13 protein-coding genes are annotated in these 17,116 nt (G+C 73.0%); 2 read left to right on the forward strand and 11 right to left on the reverse strand.

Annotated features, from left to right (window positions below; genetic code table 11):
- Nucleotides 1-14 precede the first annotated feature (14 nt).
- Nucleotides 15-1,025, reverse strand: a complete 1,011-nt coding sequence (locus CCZ36_RS18245) for a nucleotidyl transferase AbiEii/AbiGii toxin family protein (protein WP_128818122.1) — start codon at nt 1,023-1,025, stop codon at nt 15-17.
- Nucleotides 1,022-1,636 carry a hypothetical protein gene (locus tag CCZ36_RS18250; RefSeq protein WP_128819588.1) on the reverse strand — a complete coding sequence of 205 codons (615 nt, stop codon included), beginning with the start codon at nt 1,634-1,636 and terminating at the stop codon, nt 1,022-1,024. Before CCZ36_RS18250 ends, CCZ36_RS18245 begins: the two co-directional genes overlap by 4 nt.
- Nucleotides 1,637-1,835: 199 nt before the next feature.
- On the opposite strand from CCZ36_RS18250, the gene CCZ36_RS18255 reads away from it, so the two are divergent.
- Both CCZ36_RS18255 and CCZ36_RS18260 read left to right on the forward strand, forming a co-directional pair.
- Nucleotides 1,836-2,051, forward strand: coding sequence for a DUF4287 domain-containing protein (locus tag CCZ36_RS18255; protein ID WP_128818123.1), 216 nt, complete (start codon nt 1,836-1,838; stop codon nt 2,049-2,051).
- Nucleotides 2,052-2,208: 157 nt separating this feature from the next.
- On the forward strand, nt 2,209-2,637 hold the full coding sequence (locus CCZ36_RS18260) for a hypothetical protein (RefSeq protein ID WP_128819590.1): 429 nt from the start codon (nt 2,209-2,211) through the stop codon (nt 2,635-2,637).
- A 52-nt stretch (nt 2,638-2,689) separates the two neighbouring features.
- Here the strand turns inward: CCZ36_RS18260 and CCZ36_RS18265 are convergent, their stop codons facing one another.
- The 9 genes from CCZ36_RS18265 to CCZ36_RS18305 form a co-directional block, all read right to left on the reverse strand.
- The gene (locus CCZ36_RS18265) at nt 2,690-3,121 is read right to left on the reverse strand and encodes a hypothetical protein (RefSeq protein ID WP_128818124.1); all 432 of its coding nucleotides are present in this window, start codon (nt 3,119-3,121) and stop codon (nt 2,690-2,692) included.
- A 7-nt stretch (nt 3,122-3,128) separates the two neighbouring features.
- On the reverse strand, nt 3,129-3,392 hold the full coding sequence (locus CCZ36_RS18270; protein ID WP_069740763.1) for a DUF6243 family protein: 264 nt from the start codon (nt 3,390-3,392) through the stop codon (nt 3,129-3,131).
- A 39-nt stretch (nt 3,393-3,431) separates the two neighbouring features.
- Nucleotides 3,432-4,001 carry a hypothetical protein gene (locus CCZ36_RS18275; RefSeq protein WP_128818125.1) on the reverse strand — a complete coding sequence of 190 codons (570 nt, stop codon included), beginning with the start codon at nt 3,999-4,001 and terminating at the stop codon, nt 3,432-3,434.
- A gap of 10 nt (nt 4,002-4,011) precedes the next feature.
- A complete protein-coding gene (locus tag CCZ36_RS36525) occupies nt 4,012-8,787 on the reverse strand; it encodes a putative T7SS-secreted protein (RefSeq protein WP_128818126.1) in 4,776 nt (1,591 codons plus the stop codon).
- 3 nt (nt 8,788-8,790) lie between these two features.
- Nucleotides 8,791-9,438, reverse strand: coding sequence for a hypothetical protein (locus tag CCZ36_RS18285; protein ID WP_128818127.1), 648 nt, complete (start codon nt 9,436-9,438; stop codon nt 8,791-8,793).
- Entirely contained in the window at nt 9,435-9,869 is a 435-nt protein-coding gene (locus CCZ36_RS18290) for a hypothetical protein (RefSeq protein ID WP_128818128.1), read from the reverse strand. The genes CCZ36_RS18285 and CCZ36_RS18290 overlap by 4 nt, the downstream gene beginning before the upstream one ends.
- Before the next feature lie 315 nt (nt 9,870-10,184).
- Nucleotides 10,185-13,925 carry an SAV_2336 N-terminal domain-related protein gene (locus CCZ36_RS18295; protein WP_128818129.1) on the reverse strand — a complete coding sequence of 1,247 codons (3,741 nt, stop codon included), beginning with the start codon at nt 13,923-13,925 and terminating at the stop codon, nt 10,185-10,187.
- Between the two features lie 2 nt (nt 13,926-13,927).
- Nucleotides 13,928-14,920 (reverse strand): AAA family ATPase, encoded by a 993-nt coding sequence (locus CCZ36_RS18300; RefSeq protein ID WP_128818130.1) that lies wholly within the window; start codon nt 14,918-14,920, stop codon nt 13,928-13,930.
- Nucleotides 14,917-17,115 carry a VMAP-C domain-containing protein gene (locus CCZ36_RS18305; RefSeq protein WP_128818131.1) on the reverse strand — a complete coding sequence of 733 codons (2,199 nt, stop codon included), beginning with the start codon at nt 17,113-17,115 and terminating at the stop codon, nt 14,917-14,919. Before CCZ36_RS18305 ends, CCZ36_RS18300 begins: the two co-directional genes overlap by 4 nt.
- Nucleotide 17,116: the final 1 nt, after the last annotated feature.

Genomic DNA, 17,116 nt, shown 5'->3' on the forward strand with positions numbered 1-17,116 from the left:
CGGCCCGGACCGGGTCACCCGGGTTCGTCGGCGAACGTCGGGGCCAGCGCCGCCCGCAACCGCCGGGCGAACTCCTCCCCGCGGCCCTCGAACCGCGGGTACTCCCCGGCGAAGTGATGCCATTCGACGTAGCCCAGCCCCTCGTCCAGATCCTCGCGCCCCACCCACGTCCGCCCGGTCTCCGGCCACTCCCCGCCCAGCCGGAACACCTCCTGGAGCAGGGCGAACGGGAGCGGGTGCCGCTCCGCGAGCAGGGTCGCGTCGTAGAGGTCCTTGCCCTGGGCGTACGCGTCGTTGATCAGCCACATCACCTTCCAGGCCAGGGACAGCGCGGGGGTGGCCCCGTACAGCACCGCGCCGGACGGCAGGACGATCCGCTCGGGCGGCTCGGGCAACTGCTCGCCGAACACGAAGTCCAGCTGCACCCACCCGCCCGGGGTGCCGGGAGCCTCCCAGGGCAGCATCATGCGGCGGCCGGGCACCCGCTCGTACGTCCAGATGTCCTCGCACACGGCCCCGGCGGCGCGGATCCGCACCCCGTGGGCTCCGCGCGCCGCCCGCGCCTCGGCCGCCGCCGCGACACCGGCCAGCAGCTCCGGGGTCCGCTCCTCCTCCATCCGCCACGAGGCGGGAGCGACCACGAAGTCCAGGTCACCGGGCTCGCGCGCCTCCTCGCCGAACCACAGGGCCATGAGCGCACTCCCGCGCACCACCAGCGCCTCGGCCCACGGGGACGCGGCCACGCCGTCCTGTACGGCGGCGAGCGCCGCGGCCCGGGCCCGCTGCCAGGCCCGGGTTGCCGCGGGGGAGGGGAAGACGGGGTCGGTGGCGCGGAAGGCGTTCGGGAACTGCTTGAGCGCGGGGTCGAAGACGGTGCGCTGCACGGCCTCGTCGTCCATCACCCGCAGCATCGTCCCCGGCACGGCGTCCAGGAAGCGGCGCCGTGCGTCCAGCCCGGCGGAGGGGGGCACGGGGCCGGAGGCCGGCACCACCTCGGGAAAGGGCGGGCGCTGTTCGCTGCTCATATCGCTTCCAACCATCCTTCGTCCAGCTCCGGACCGCTGTCCAGGAGCACGTACTCCCGCTCCACGTCGACCACTTCGTAGGCGTGCGCGGCCAGTTCCGCGAGCAGCGCGTCCAGCGCGAGCGCCGCCCGCCGGTCGCCCGTGCGGTGGCAGCGCTGGGTGACGAAGCGTTCCTCCCGGCCGTCCGCCCGTACGCGGCGCGCGTTCCAGGAGACGTGCGCGCCGTGCCGGACGGCCACCGCGACGAGGCCGGCCCGATCGCCGTCGCTCTCTTCGAGCAGGAGCTTCACGTGGTGCTCGAAGTGCCGTCGGCCGTGGGGATGCCCCTCCCCCACGGCATCGGCGTCGTCGCGCGGCACCTCCACCGCCCACGGCGCGCACTCGACCTTCACGCGCGCCACGGCGAACCCGTCCCCGGCCAGCGCCGCCCCGGTCTCGCGGACGGCGGCGAGCTCGTCCTCGTAGGACGGCCGGCTCCCGCGCAGCGTCAGCATCGGCTGGGAGGCGGCCCGGCCCCGGGCCAGCGCGATGTGCGTGAACTTCACGTCGGGCCGGAGGGCGGCCCAGCGTTCCAGCCTGCGCAGTTCGTCGCCCTCGCACAGCACGGTCATATGGCTCTCGTACACCGGGACAGCATGCCGTAGCCGAGGTGAACGGGCGCGCGGATTACGGGCCGCCGACGAGACCGATCCGTGACCTGACCGTCGGCCACAGACCGATGACTTCTCCGCCCGGCGCCGGTCATACATACGCGCGACACCATCGGCACCACCTCCGAACCACACGCACACCGAAGACGGGACAGACACCATGAGCGACAACGCCGTGAAGGGCCCTGCCAGCTACTTCCCCTCGATCGAGAAGAAGTACGGCCGCCCGGTCGCCGAGTGGAAGGACCTCATCCGCACCTCCCCGCTGACCAAGCACATGGAGCTGGTCGGCTGGCTCAAGTCCGAACACGGTCTGGGTCACGGGCACGCCAACGCCCTGGTTGCCCACACGCTCGCCGAGGACAGCGCCCGCTGACCCGGGCGGACACGGCAGAGGTGCGGGCGGCCACCCCCGGACGAACACAGAATCTGCACGCGCCAGTAGAGTGCGATGCTTGTTCGATTCGCCGGGAGGCGGAGGGGGAGGGATCGTGGGGGCACAACTGCGCGACACCGCTACGGAATTGGCGGGCGTGCTGTGGCGCGAGCACACCGTGTACCGGGAGCGGTCCGGGGGGATGGTCATCCGGGGCGAACACGTACGGCGCTGGATCAGCCTGGCCCCGGCGGGCGGCCGGGACGAGATCCTCGTACGCGCCGGGCGCATCCTGGACGGCGGCACCACCGCCCCGGCGCGCTCGGAGGCCGTGGTGCCTCTCTCCGCCGGTACGGACGTACTCGCCGCAGCCTGCCGACGGCTGCTGGCCGATGCGGCGTCCGATGCGGAGCGGGTCCCGCGGGGCGGGGCGGCGCCCGGGTCCGGCCGGGCCCGCCGGCCGGGAAAGACGGCGCGCCGCAAGAGCGGGGGACGGCACACCGGGTTCGGCTCGTGGGTGATCGTCATCTGCGTCGTCGGGGTGATCGGCCTGTACGTCTACAGCAACGCGACGCTGCACGGCTGACGAGACCGGCCGGGCCGCGCTCCGGCCGCAACGGGTTCACCGTACAGAGGCTTCACGGCGGAGCATCGGAGAATGGGCCGGCCGTCCCACCCCAGGAGAAGGCGAACCCGCCCCGTGAAGCGTCGTACGTGACGGCGGCACCTGAGCTCTCCAGATCGAACCGCTCATGGAGCCACCCGTCCATGGCCAACGCCGCCGCCTCGGATCGGTAGTCACTCAGCGGATAGTCGAGTGAGGACGCGAGAACGAGAACGCCGTCGGGTACGAGCTCACTCAAGGTGCCGGCGTTGAGAGACACCCCGAACGCCAGCCAGGCGGCGTCCTTCCAGTGCAGGCCGGATGCCGGTAGACCGAGCCAGATCTTCCTGTGGATCTGCATGCTGTGCGGCGGGGTCCCGCCTCCGAGCGGAGCGACTTCGGCCCGCAGATTCACGGCGAGCCCGCCCGCCGGGCCTCGGAAGCGGAACGCGAACGCGTGGATCACGGATCCTTCAGCCAGTGGGGGTGTCCGTCTGCCCGGCCTCGTCGGCAGCGCCCGCCTGCCCGGAGCTCTCCGCCACGCCCGGCTGCCCGGCACTCCCGCTCGCGCCCGCCTTCTCCCGCATCTTGCGCACCAGCTCCGCCTTCTGCTCGGCCGCGTTCTTGCGGTCGAGGTTGCGGTGCGGACCGTTGTTCTGCCGTTCGGCGCGGGACTGCCGCTTGCGCTGGCCTCCGCCCATCCCCACGGGATTGTTGATGTTCTTGCTGTCGGTCATGAGTTCTCCCGGAATGAGACGGAAATAAGATGCAGCGGTCTACGGATTCGGCTGGGAAGTCCGCTCCGCGGACCACACGGCGGCCTTCTGAACCGTCGGCCCCGCGACGCGGACCGCCCCGGCCGTGAATGCGGCCCAGAGCAGATCCTGGCATCCGAAGAAGGACTCCCCCCAGCTGTCCACCCAGACATGGACACGGGACGGACCGGCCACCGTGGCGTCCCACCACTCCCAGCCCCGGGAGTCCTCGTCCGGGTCGAAGCGGTACAGCCAGTCCTGGAGATCCCAGGGCCGCCCGCCCCCGGTGTGCTCCGCGTACGCCCCGCGGCCCGTCCGGGCGAACTGCGGTACCCGCTCCTCGCCCCCGGAACCCACCGCGGCGAACCACCCCGGCACCTCGTCGACCGGCAGGCTCTCCTGCTCGAAGTCCGCCGTGCAGCCCAGCCGTACGGCGGGCGCGAGCACCGAGCGCAGGCGCTCCACGTAGGCCGCGGCGTCCCCTGGGACATCGATGACGAAGAGGGAGAGAACCGGGGGCGCGGCATCCGTGTCCGGACGCTCCCGGACACGCCGGAACTCGGCGGCCAGGCTGTCGCTGGTGTGCATCATCTGAGGTGGGTCACCCTTCCTGGACCACGCGTCCCGAACCGGGGACGATAGCATCCCGCAAGCCGTCGAGCAGTTTATCGGGAATGCCGTACAGGTGCGGCCCCTTGGTCGGGTCGGATATCTCTGGGTATTCCTTCAGAAGTGCTTTCCATTCCTGTCGGGTGAATGCGTCACCGTCAGGGTGGTCGGCCTTGTTCTGTGGGAGCGCATTCTCGTGAATGGAATCGCGATACGACTTCGGGATTTCGTACGACACGATCTGTCCGCCGTCCGAACGGAATTCGACGGTGTGCTTCATGTCGCCGCTCATATTGAGGTAGAGCTTCCCGTGCCCGGTGATCGTCACCTCGCCGTTCTCGCCGATGTGGACGCGCTGGCTCAGGGGATGATCCGTCTGCTTGCGGTAGACCGTCACCGTCTCGTCCGGGCAGTCGACGGGCGCGAGCCCGAGCGGGTCGGCCGAGGTGTGGGGGTTGGTGACGTACGTCGAGGGGTTCGGGGCGGGCAGGAGCCCGAGCGGGTCCGGCGTCAGATAGCGGGCCGTCTCCGGGTCGTAATGGCGGAAGTAGTTGTAGTGCAGCCCCGTTTCCGGATCGAAGTACTGACCGGGGAAACGCAGCGGGGTGTAGGCGGTGGAGGTGCGCGACCATGTGGTCGTGCCCCACAGCGTGGCGCGCGTGCGCCAGGCGATGTCACCGGACTCGTCGACGAGTTCGGTGGGCGTGCCGACGAGGTCGGTGACGATGGCGAAGAAGCGCCGGTCCACTTCCTTCTGGGAGGAGTCGGCCGTCACGATGCGCTCGGTCTGGGCCAGCGGACGCAAGCCGGCGTGGTCCCAGGTGAGGACGACCGGGTGTGGCAGACCGGTGGAGGTCGTGGTCTGTTCGCAGAGGGTGTTGCCGTCCCAGGTGAAGGCCGTCCGCTCGACGACGGTGACGCCGTCGGGAGCGAGCCGCTGCTTCTCCGTACGGCGTCCGAGCGGGTCGTAGAGGTAGCGCCACCGGGTGCCGTCCGGGGTGACGACGGCCGTCAGGCGGTCCTCGGCGTCCCAGGTGTAGCGCCAGGTGTCGGGCTTGCGCGACAGCCGTGTCCGCTGCCGCAGGACGATGCGGCCCGCGGCGTCGTGCTCGTAACGGACGTCCCCGGCACGGGTGATGCGCGTCCCGGAGTACGCGCGCGGGCCGGTCGCCTCCTGCCCGGGCATGGACGCGGGCCAGGAAGCGGCGGTCTGGTTGCCCGCCTCGTCGTAGGCGTACGTCTCGCTCCAGCCGTCCGCGTGCACCGAGGTGACACGGCCGGCCGGGTCGAGGTCGAAGCGCCGGGGGCCGGACAGCGCGTCGTCGATCCCGGTCAGCATCCCGTCGGAGCGGTAGGCGTACGTGCGGCGGTTGAGGCTGCGTCCACCGGACGCGGTCTCCTGCCCGGCGACGCGTCCCGCCGCGTCCCACTCCGTCGTGAACGTGAGCATCTCGCCGAAGCTGCGCACCAGTTCGCGACCGGCCGCGTCACGGTCGAACGTCACCTCGTGCCCGCCGCTGGTCTGCCGGACGAGCCGCCCCGCCACGTCGTACGCGTACGTGGCGACCTGCCCGGAGGGGGTCACGCGGCGGGTGCGGCGGCCCAGGGCGTCGTAGGCGTACGTGGTGACCCTGCCGTCGGCCAGCTCCGTCTTGACCCGGCCGCTGCGGTCGTACTGGTAGCGGAGTTCCCCGTCCGGGCCTGCGGCGTGCAGCAGTTGGCCGCCGGGGCCGTAGGTGAAGGCGGTGGTCCGGCCGCCCGCGGTCTTGCGGATCACCCGGCCGGCGTGGTCGCGCTCGTAGTCGACGGTCTCGCCCAGGGGCGTGGTGCGGCGGACCACCTGGCCGAGGGGGTCGAGCTCGTAGCGGAGGTCGCGCCCGTCGAAGTCCGTCTCGCCGATCACCCGACCCCCGGCGTCGTACGCGTAGCTCCACTCCAGGCCCTGCGGATTGGTCACCCGGGTCAGGCGCAGCTCCGCGTCGTGGTCGAACGTGTGGCGGCACCCGTCCGGGCCGGTGCGGGCGACGAGGAGGTCGAAGTGGCTGTACTCGTAGCGGGTGGTGCGGCCCAGCGGGTCGGTGTGGGTGAGGCAGTTGCCCTCGCCGTCCCAGGTCCACGACTCGGCGGTGCCGTCGGGCGCGGTGCGGCGGGCGAGCTGTCCGTCGGCGTTCCACTCGAAGCGGGTGACCCCGCCCGAGGCGTCGGCGGACTCCAGGAGGCGGCCGAAGGCGTCGCGCCGGTAGCGGACCGTGGAACCGAGCGGGTCGGTCACCTCCAGCGGCAGGCCCGCGCGGTCGCAGCGTACGGTCGTGACCTCCCCCGCGGCGTCGACGACGGTGTCCGGGCGGCCGTATGCGTCGTAGGTGTAGCGGGTGGTCCGCCCGGCGGGGTCGGTGATGGAGAGCCGGTTGCCCCGGTCGTCGAACTCCTGCCGCCACCGGGCACCGCCGGGCGCGGTGATCCCGGTCGCGTGCCCCGAGGTGTCGCGCTCGGCGCGGATCGTGCTGCCGTCGGCGCGGGTGAGGGCGGAGAGCCGCCCCTCCTCGTCGTAGGAGTAGAGGGTCGTCCGGCCGAGCGGGTCCGTGGTGCCGGTCCGGTTGCCGCGGTCGTCGTAGGTGAAACGGGTGGTGTGGCCGAGCGGGTCGGTGGTCGCGAGGATGCGGGACCCCGGGCCGATGAGGTGGCGTGTGGTGTGGCCCTCGGCGGTGGTGAGGGTGGTGGTGCGGTGCCCCGTCGCGGGATCGGGCTGACCGTGGTCGAGAGTGACGCGGAAGTGGCCCGCCTCGCCGCCCTCGGAGGTCACCCGGTGCTGGTCGTCGTAGGTGTAGGCGTAGCGGCGGCCGTTGGAGTCGGTCCAGCCCGTGACGCGGTGGTGGGCGTCGTACGCGAAGGCGAGAGTGGCGCCGGAGGGCTTGGTGACGGTCGTGAGGTCGCCGTCCGTGTACCCGTAGGCCATGACAGGCCGTTCCGTCCGGCCGCCGGGCCCGTCGTCCGTACCGGTCAGCGTCAGTGCGGTGACGCGCCCGTCGGCGGTGGCCAGGGACAGGTGGTAACCGGCCGAATGGACCAGGGCCAGCGGGGAGCCGTCGTCCGTCCGGTCCACGGTGATGGTGTTGCCGTTGCTGTCGGCGATCTGGACGAGCCAGGCTTCGCCGTCCTCCCCGGGCTCCGTACCGTCGGGGCCGGCGAAGTGCTTGGTCAGCCGGGTCTCGGGGTCGGCGAGCGTGTAGTCGCCGGCGTCGTCGCGGCTCAGGATGGAGCGCGAGGTCCCGCTCTCGGGGCGGGTGGCCAGCCCCGGCACGGGGTGCGGGTAGGTGATGAGCAGGCCGTCGTCGGTGACGTGGATGACACCGTTGGCGTCGATCTCCAGGCGTTCGTCGACGGTGGAGGACCAGGAGGGTCCGAAGAACCGGCCCGCGGTGTAGCCCGACTCCACCCGGCGGGTGAAGGCCAGGGGCAGCACCCCGGGCAGCACCACGTCGGTCTGGGGGAGGAACATGCGCCCGGAGGCGAGGTCGACCGGGTCGGTGCCTTTGCACGTCCGCTCGCCGTCGGGCCGGTTGTGGGTGCCGTCGGGTGCGGCGCGCTCCAGGTTGCGCGCGTCGGAGGCGAGGTCGGCGGCCTCCTTCACCACCCGGGCGCCCTTGACGCCCGCCCCCGCGCCGCCGGTTGCGGCGGTGAGGGCCAGGTCGGGCAGGAGCCGGCCGAACCCCTCGGCGGGGTCCTTCATGAACCCGTCGATCATCTGCTTGCCGGTGCCCCAAGGGTCGTTGGCGACCCGGACGAGCCCGGCGGCGGTGTTGTTGAGCGCGAGCGCGTACTCGGCGGGGTGCGTGATGTTGTACGGGTCCGTCGGGTTGACGCTCCGCGCGAAGTTCACGATGCCCGCCGCGCCCTTGACGACGCCGCCCGCGATATGGGTCTTGATCACCTGGTACTCGGCGAGCCCGTCCATGGCCTGCTCGGCGTAGCGCGGCTTCGGCGGCGCGGCGTCCCGGGCCGCGGTCACGGCCTTGCGCGCGGTCTCTGCCGCCGTGTTGCGCTGCTTGCGCGCCTCCGCGAGCAGTTCCTGCGCCTCCTCCATCCGCCCGGTGCCCGGGTCCTCGAAGGCACCCGGCTTGGGCGGCAGAGTGGAGGGGTCGCGTTCGTCGGCGGGCTTGGCGTTGTAGGCGTCGACGGCCTTGTTGTACGTGTCCGCCTTCGCGTTGTACGCGTCCCTGGCCTCCTCCGACGCCTTGGTCCCCGCCTTCCACTTGTCGATCGCGGTCTGCGCCTGCCCCTGCGCCCACTCCACGGTCCCGGCGAAGGAGTCGAGCGCGGCGGCGGCCTTCTCGAAGGCGTCGGCGGCCTTGAACCACTTGGGCGGCTCGATCGACACGGAGTCCCGGAAGGCGTCGGCCGCCTGCCCCTTGATCGCGGAAGAGTCCACGCCCTTGAGCCCGCCGCCGACCTGGTCGAACGACCCCTGCAACTTCCGCAGATGGGTGGCGGAGGCCCGGATCGTGGACGGGCTGCCGTAGATGAGCTTGGTCTTGTCCTCGGTCTGCCCGAGGTCCATCTCGTCGACCTCGGCGCCCATCCGGTTCGCGACGGACCGGGACTTCTCCCGGACCCAGTCCGCCCCGGACTCCCAGCCGGCGTCATCCAGCCGGTCACCGGCCCAGTTCCCGGCGTCCTCGACCCGGTCACCGGCCCACTCGACACCGTCCTCGACCGCGTCCTCGACGACATCGGGCGTGATGTCGCTGACGAAATCCTTGAACCCCATGTCCTAGTTCCCCCCGCCACCCTGCTGCTGTCGGGCCCGCTCCTCGGGCGATGGCCCGAACATGTCGTCCACGGACCGGTCGAACGCCTCCTGGTCCACGCCGAACAGCTCGTTCAGCTGCTCCGCCTGACGCCCGCCGTTCCCCTCGGTCACCAGCGCCCGCCCGGTGTCCTTCCAGGTCTGCCCGGCCTCGTCCGCCGCCCGCTCGAACGACTCACGGCTGTAGTCGGGGCTCAGATAGTCCGGGGTGAGCACATCGCCCCACCCCTGCTTGACGATCTCGTCCTCCGAGGCATGCGGATTCCCCACGCCCGCGTTCACGGCGATCTTCAGCGTGCCCTGGACGTACTGGTCCTCCTCCCACACGATCCCCGCCGCCAGCCCGAGCTTGGCCGCGATCGCGTTGGCGTCCTGGACGAGCGCTCGCACCCCCCACTCCCACCGCTCGCAGAAGTCCTCGAAGTCCACGGACAGCCCGTGATGCCCGGCCTCCATCCCGGTCATCGACAGCTCGGACAGCCCTTTGCCCAGCACCGCACCCGTGCCGTCGCCGATCTCCTTCAACTCGGCCACGGCCCCGCGCAGCCCGGAGGTGATCTTCTGAACGCTGACCGGATCGACGTTGAGGTCTTCAGCCCCCGTACCGCTCACAGCTCCCGCCCCCCGCCGGGTACGCCGCCATCGACGGCGACGGCATCCGGCACGATCCCCACGACCGGCGGGAACAGCATCGACCCGTCCGGATCGGCCACGTTCACCGCGACCCCGGCCGGCACCCCCATCGCCGGAATGACCTCATCCAGCAGCCGGGCCCCGCGAAACGCCGCGTACTCCCAACTCCCGGAGGCCGCCCCGGCAGTCCCCTCCACCACCGCCCGCTCCTCGGCGAACCGCGCCAACGCCGCCTCATCGGTGAACCCGCACACCCACCGGATCCCCCCGAACTCCGCGGTCCACAACCCGCCCCGGTCGTACGGCACGAGCACGAGAGCCCGCCGCAGCTCACCCACCAGAGCCCCCGGATCCCCGACCCCGGCCCGCCGCTCGGCTATCCGATCCACCAGCGCTGCCCCGTCACCCACTGGAAGCCCTCCCCGCACGTGAGCTCTCGCCCTTCACTACTGCACACGCTAGGACACCACGCACAGCGGGGACCAACGGTTCCGTCCGCCTCACGTCGGCGGCGGTCGGAGGCGGGAGCCGTACGGCGGCACAGGTCGAAGGGGTAGGGGGCGGCGTCGGGCTGTTGTGTCACGTGGCCTGGCCTGCTCCCGGAAGAAGGCTGCCGTTCGTGAATCACTCCGACCTCGAGCCCGGCTCCCGGCTCCCGGCCCCCGGCGCTTCGACCTCGACCCGGCGGGCTGCCCCGGCGGAGGTGATCAGGGGCAGCCTCCGGCTCAGGGGAAGAGGGCGCGGGCGGCCGTGCGGAAAGCCTCTTGCGTCATCGGCGTGAGATCGGAGAAGTCGACCAGTCCGCCGTCGCGCAACGCCGGGTCGTGCGGGATGCGCACCGTGGTCCGTACGCGGCTGCCGAGTCGGCCCTCCGCTTCGGTGAGACCGGACCGCCCTTCGGCCGTTCCCGTCACGTCGGACAGGACGAGGACGGCCTCGGAGACGAGCCGGGCGTGTCCGTGCTGGTCGAGCCAGGTCAGCTCCGCCGCGGTGTCCGCCAGCTGGCCGGGGTCTCCGGAGCAGGCGACCACGAGCCGGTCGACGTCACCGAAGGTCCCGCGCAGGGACGGCCCGGGCGGCGCGAAGCCGCCTGCGTAGTCGATCACGAGGGTGCCCAGCCCGCGCATGCGGGACAGGATGTCCCGGTGCTGCCGGGGCGGGGGCGGTGGCTGTCCGGCGGGAGCGTACTGGTGCACGAAGTCCGCGCCGTTGGAGTCCTTGAGCGTCACCCAGCCCCCCGAGGGGGAGAGGGCCAGGGCGTCGGGGGAGATGGTCGCCGCCACCCGGGGGCCGGGGGAGACCTGCCGGTACCCGACGGCCGTCTCGTCGGTCGCCATGCGGTATCCGATGACGTTCGCCGCGGGACGGAACGGCAGCATCAGTACGGGGGGACGCCCGGGAGCGGGTTCGGCCTCGGCGACGGCGGAGGCGAGCTGCACGGCGACGGTGGACCGCCCGCAACCGGTTCCCCCGCCGAAGATCAGGGCGAGACGGCCCTGGTGGCCCGTTCCGCTGTCGGCCGGCCGGATGACCGCCCGCGCGCCCGCCCTCCTGCGGCGGAGGAGACCACGGCGAGGGACCTGCTCGGGGCGGCCCGGCAACCGGAACCACTTCGTGAGCTGCCGTCCGCGCCGCCCGGGCTCATGGACGTCCGTGTCCTCGTCGTCCGTGGCGAGTTCCCTCCCCGGGACGAGAGGGACTTCGGCCTCGGGCGGCAGCGGCACCGGGTGCAGGAGGTGCGGATCCGGCGCGGCCCGGGAGGACAGGTCGAGCCGGGCGTCGTCGATGAGGACCCTGGTGCTCTCGGGGAGCCACCAGGAGAACGGCTGCAGGAACGCGTCCCGGGGGACGCGGTCCCGGAAGGCGGCCAGCAGGGACTCCGCCGACATCGCCCTGTCACGCGCGGGCAGCGTCAGGAACGGGCGCAGGACGGCGGCCAGGCACGGGTCCGTGATCTCCTCGGCAAGCTCGTGACCCACCGCCTGTGCCCGTGCGTCGTCGTCCCCGGTCAGCAGGGGGGCAAAGTGCTCCCCGCTCGTCGGGTGCCAGTCCGTACGGGCCCCGAGCAGCCCGAGCAGAGCGGCGAGCGCGCGCACGTCCGCCCCCGTCCGGCCGGGTGCGGGGGCGGTCCCCGGGTCGGCGATCCGGGAGCGGTGCCAGCCGACGAGCAGCGGTCCGTCGAGGGTGAGCAGCACGCGGTCCGCCGACAGATGGCCGTGCACGACTCCCGCGTGGTGGCTGTGATCGAGTGCCGAGGCGAGCCGCTGACCGAGCACCAGGATCAGGTCCGTGCCGAAGCTCTCGTGGAGCCGGAGCCCCCGGGCGAGGGTGCGCAGTGTCGGTGCGCCCTGCCCGAGCCGGGTGAGCGCGCCGGTGGCGGCGGCCCAGGGGCCCTTGGCGCCCAGATCGGCGTCGAGGAGCGAGGGGAGGCAGGGGTGATCGAACCGGGCGAGGGCGAGGGCTTCCCGGCGGACCACGGACGCGCCGCGCGCCGTGCTCGCACGGATCACCGCGGTGTGCCGGCCGTCGGTTCCGGCGTAGAGGGAGGGCCCGCCCGGTTGCCTGGCCTGCCAGGTGAGCCGGTAGTCACCGAGGGACTGGACGCCGTCGGTGGCTGACCAGGTGGTGTTCGTCTGCGAGTAGCCCACCATCGGGAACTGCGGGTAGATGCTCCCCGGGGGACTGAACCGGATCTCCCGTGGCAGCGTGGGCTCTTTCGCCCACTCCTGTGCCGAGAGTCCGCTCAGCCCGAGCCGGTCCTGGAGCGCGGGGCTCAGCCAGGCGAAGGCCGTGGTGTCGTCGGCCAGCCGGCTCGTGCCGTCGGGGCGGCTCAGCCACGCGGGGAAGTCCGGTGACCGGCCCACCAGTTCGGCGATGTGCTCGGACACCCGACGGGTGGAGGCGAGCACTTCGGTGGTGGGGACGGCGTCCAGAAGGATGTCCCGGGACCGGCTGGTGAACGCGAAGACCCGCTGCTGGGGCAGGACCGCGGCGGCGGGTGATCCGGGTCCGGCCTCGGCCGGACGGAGCATGCCGCTCAGGAACACCTCGGCCAGATGGGCCGTGGTGACCGGGCGGGGCAGGGAGCGGGCCACCAGCCGCATCACCGGGATCGTCAGCGGTGACACCGCCGCCAGGTGGGCGGCCAGGCGGTAGGCCTCGGGGGAGACGGCGCGGCGGAACCGCTGCACCTGTGCGTCGGGCCGGACGCGGCGAGCCCGCCCCTTCGTGCGCGAGGAGGCCCCGGCCCCGGGCGGACGCTGTTGCTCCGCCGCGTCGGCGTCCCACAGGGCGAGCACCCTGCTGGAGCCTCCGGACGCGGTGACCACGGCCCACTCGGCGAACGCCTCGGGCGACGGCGTCAGGACCGGGACGGGGGTCATGCCGAACGGCGCGAGCGCCTCGGGCAGGACCGGATGACGCACCCGCCAGGTGGCGTTGGCGGCCCCCGGCCCCGGTGACTGCACCGACCAGCGCCGGGTGGGCAGTCCGGAACCGCGCCACATCCGGGGCGGCAGCGTGTGGATCACCGCGGTCGGGCCGCAGGCGGCCCAGCGCGAAAGTACGGCGCGCATGGCACCGGTGCGCCATCCGGGTCCGGCCCCGTCGGAGATCACCAGGGTCATGGTGCGGCCCGACGGGTCGGTGAGGACCTCGGCGGACACGGTCGGCGCGTCGGGGACGAACGGCCGGGAGCTCAGCCGGGGCATCCGGCCGGGCCGCAGCCGCAGTCCGTAGGTGCGGATCTGGCGGAAGGCGCCGAGGTGGGCGAGCAGCGAGTTGAGCTCCGAACACAGCTGCTGCCACAACAGCATCGAGACACCGTCGTCGACGACCACGGTGAGGTCCAGCCAGCGGTCGCGGGCGGGGCGCGTCACCACGTCGAGGAGGCCCGAGTGGGCGATCTGCGCGGCGGTCCCGGCTTCGTCCAGCCGCTCGGCCGAGGGGTGCGGGCGGTACTGCTTCAGGGGGCGCAGCGCGCGTGCCGTCCGTAACGGGAGGGCGAGTGCGTGCGGGTGGGGGATGCGTACGGGCAGGGCGCGGCTCCGGTCCTCCTCGGGCCGCTCGTTCTCCGCCGCCGCCCCGGGATCCGGGGCGTCGGATCCGTCATCGGGGCTCCGGCCCCCCGTGATGCGGTCGTCGGGGCCGGTTCCGTCGCTTCCGTCGGCCGGGGCCGGTTCCGCGGGCGCGGCCTCGGCGGCGTGCAGTTCGGCTCGCGGAGGTCCCGCCGCCGGCGACTCCGCCCGACCGGCCCTCCCCTTCGTCTCCGGCCACGTCGTCACCGGCGGAGCACCGGGTTCCCCGGCGGTGCCGGGCGAACGGGCGTCCCCGCCCAGGAGGCCGGCGGCCAGCGCCAGAGGCGCGTCGGCGGGCATCCGCTCGGCCAGCCACAGGCAGTCGACCAGCTCCTCGGCCGTGACGTCGAAGCCGACGTCCCGCAGCAGGGAGAGCAGACGGTCGGGCATGCCTACAGAGCACCCCCCAGCCGGTGCAGCACCGCTTCCAGCAGTCCTTCGGCGTCCAGATCGACCCCGCCCAGCCGAAGGAACGCGGCGTTCAGCAGTTGGTCCGTGGCCAGCTCGCCGGGGGCCCGCTTGGCCAGGAACGCCCGTACCAGATCGTCGACCTGGGGCAGCGCGTCCGCGCCCAGATGGGCCGCCACGATGGCGCGCAGCCGCTCCTCGTCGGGGTCCGGCAGGTCCAGCCGCAGGCAACGGCGCAGGAAGGCGGGAGGGAACTCCCTCTCGCCGTTGCTCGTGATGACGACGACCGGGAACTCCTGGCAGCGCACGACACCCCGGTGGACGGTCACGGTGTCGCCGCCCCGCGCGCTGTGGACCTCGATGTCGTCCTCGCCGGGCGGGAGCCGGGAGAGTTCGGGGATCTCGAACTCGCCCTCCTCGAAGACCGTCAGGAGGTCGTTGGGCAGATCGACGTCTCCCTTGTCGAGCTCGTCCACGAGCAGTACGCGGGGAAGCCCGTCCGACACCAGCGCGGTGCCCAGCGGCCCGAGCCTGATGAAGTAGCCGATGCCGGGGGCGTCGCCGTCCCCCTGCCGCCGGAGGTTCGTCTCGCGCAGCCTGCCCACCGCGTCGTAGTGGTACAGCGCATCGGCCAGCGTGGACCGGCTGTTCACCGGCCACCGCAGGACGGGCCCCAGGGAGAGCTCGTGGGCCACCGCATGGGCCAGTGACGACTTGCCGGTGCCCGGGTGGCCGGTGACCAGCAGCGGCCTGCGCAGGTGCAGGGCGGCGTTGACGATGTCCCGCTGGGCGGGCCCGATCAGATAGGGGCGGGGGTCCCCGGGGGCGGTCGTTCCGAGGGCCCCGGTGTGCTGCCGCTCGCCGAACCGCCGCCAGGGCGGCGCCGCCGGCATGTCCACCCGGCGCGGTGGTCCTTCGCCGCGGAACAGCCGCCAGCTGCCGGGGTCCTGCGGAGGGGTGCGTTCTGCTGCCGTCATGAGGTCGCGTCCTCCCAGGACGGGTCGCTCCAGTAGGGCTCGGGCGGGGTGCGGGACGCGTCGTCCCACACGAGTACGGGGGCGACCGCTTCCTCCCCGGCGCTGCCCGGCGTCCGCGCGCGGTGCGCCCGGACCCGTTCGGGCAGGCTGCGGGGGTGACCGTTGAGCATGAGTGCGGTGAGCTGGTCGATCCGGCGCGGTGAGTCGTTGCGGTCCCACAGCGCGACGGGTATCCCCTGCGCCAGGCAGACGACCTGGAGCCGGGGGCGGTGCTCCGGCGAGCAGCCGATGGCGAGCCGGCCCGTCTGCTGGTCCTGGTGCAGGAGCCGGTACACGTGCTCCGGCTCGCTGTGCTCCGGCATGAGCCGGGTGAACGCTCCCGCGGGGAAGCCCACGGACCGCGCCTCCCAGGCCCTGAGCCTCTTCAGCGACTGCGTGCGCAGCTCCGGGCACCGTACGACGACGGCGTACTCCACCCCGAGGACGGAAGGGAAGCCGCCGTCCGCGTCGCCGTCGTCCCAGCGGTCCACCGGGAGGTCGAGGTCCTCCGGTTCGACCACGAACTCGACCAGAGGGGACCTGCGTGCCCGCACGGCGGCGGGGACCTCCCGCAGGAGGACGTCCTGGACCAGCCGGGCCACCTCCTGTGGACCACGCGGCTCGTCGTCCGCCAGCACCTGCCGCACCACACCGTCCTCGCCGGTGCCGGGGTCGTACCAGACGGTGCAGAGGTGACCGCCCGACGGGGACCTGGTCAGCTGCACGGTCAGACGCGGTTCGGCGGGTGTCGTACGGGCCCTTCTGACGTGGGCCCAGTCCTCCGCGTCGGTGCGCCGGGACAGCAGGACCGACTCGTGCACGCCGATCCTCGCGGCCACCGCCGCGACCCACTCCCGCAGCTCGTCCCGTTGCGCGGTGGCCGTCAGGGCGGCGACGTACTCCACCGCCGTGAGCAGGGCGGGCACCCGGTGCGGGGTGTCGGTGGATCCGCTGTCGCCCCAGTAGTTCTCCAGGGCGAGCACGAGACGGCGCACGGCGTCGTCCGGTTCGCCGCGGCGCGCTTCGAGCGGCTCGTCCCAGAAGGTGGTGTTGACCAGTGCGTCGCGCGCCGCCTCTTCGAGCAGCCGGCCGGGCTCCCCCTCCAGAAGGGCCAGCAGGGAGGCGAGTTCCAGTGGTGTGAGGATGCCCGGGACCAGAGCGCCGCGGCACAGCGAGAGCAGCTTCAGCGCCGTCTCGCGCAGGGCGCGGGGCAGTTCGTCGGTGAGGACGGCGGCGGCGCGGGGCTGGGTCAGTACGAGCTCCACCAGCGAGGCGACCGACGCGTCGGCCCTGGAGCCGCCCGGCAGCCCGAGAGCCGAGAGGACCCGGTGGGTGTGGCGCAGCCGCTGGTCCTCGTCCGGCAGGAGGTTCAGGACCACGGTGTGGAGTTTGTGCCGCAGCACCGGGGCGACCGCGCCGGACGGCCTTCGGGTGTCGCCGTGCGCCGGGCCGGCGGGGATCTCCGTGGCGTCCAGGAACCGTTCGACGGCCTGCCACGGGGCGACGATGGCCCGGCGCAGCACGTTCTCGCCGCGGAAGGGACCGTCCGGCGGTGACATCACCCCCAGCACGAGCCCGACCGACGCCTGTTCCTTGTCGCACCACAGGGGGCCTCCGCTGTAGCCGGGGCCGATCGCGGCGCCACGCGGCGCACCGTCCACGAATCCGTGGTCGTGCTGGACCGAGCCGACGCTGCTGTCCGCGTACGTGAACGAGGAGCCGTCCCCGTACCACGCGCGGACCTCCTGACCACGGTCCATGTACCGCCAGGACGCGGCGGCAGCGGGAGCCGCGGGCTCCACCGCCAGCTCCAGCACGGCCAGGTCGCCGCCCCAGAGGGGCTCGCCCAGCACCACGGGAATGTCGGGAGCTCCCGCGCGGTGCGCGGCTTTCCACGCCACGAGCCGTGCGGGGAGCGCGGGCCCGTCGGGCAGGCAGGGGAAGCGCACCCGCAGGGAGGTGTCCTCCGGGGCCCGCCGCGCGAACATGGTGCGGCCCAGCGCCTCGTTGACCACATGGGCGCAGGTCAGCAGCTGCCGTCGGCCCAGGTAGACGCCGCTTCCCACGACCCGGGCCGTGCCGGAGCTCAGGACCGACACCAGGGACAGCCGTGCGGCGTCGCGATCGGACGCGTCACGATCGCCCCGTCCGCGCATC

This window comes from Streptomyces sp. S063 (genome assembly GCF_002832675.1).
In the GTDB taxonomy this organism is placed as follows: domain Bacteria; phylum Actinomycetota; class Actinomycetes; order Streptomycetales; family Streptomycetaceae; genus Streptomyces; species Streptomyces sindenensis.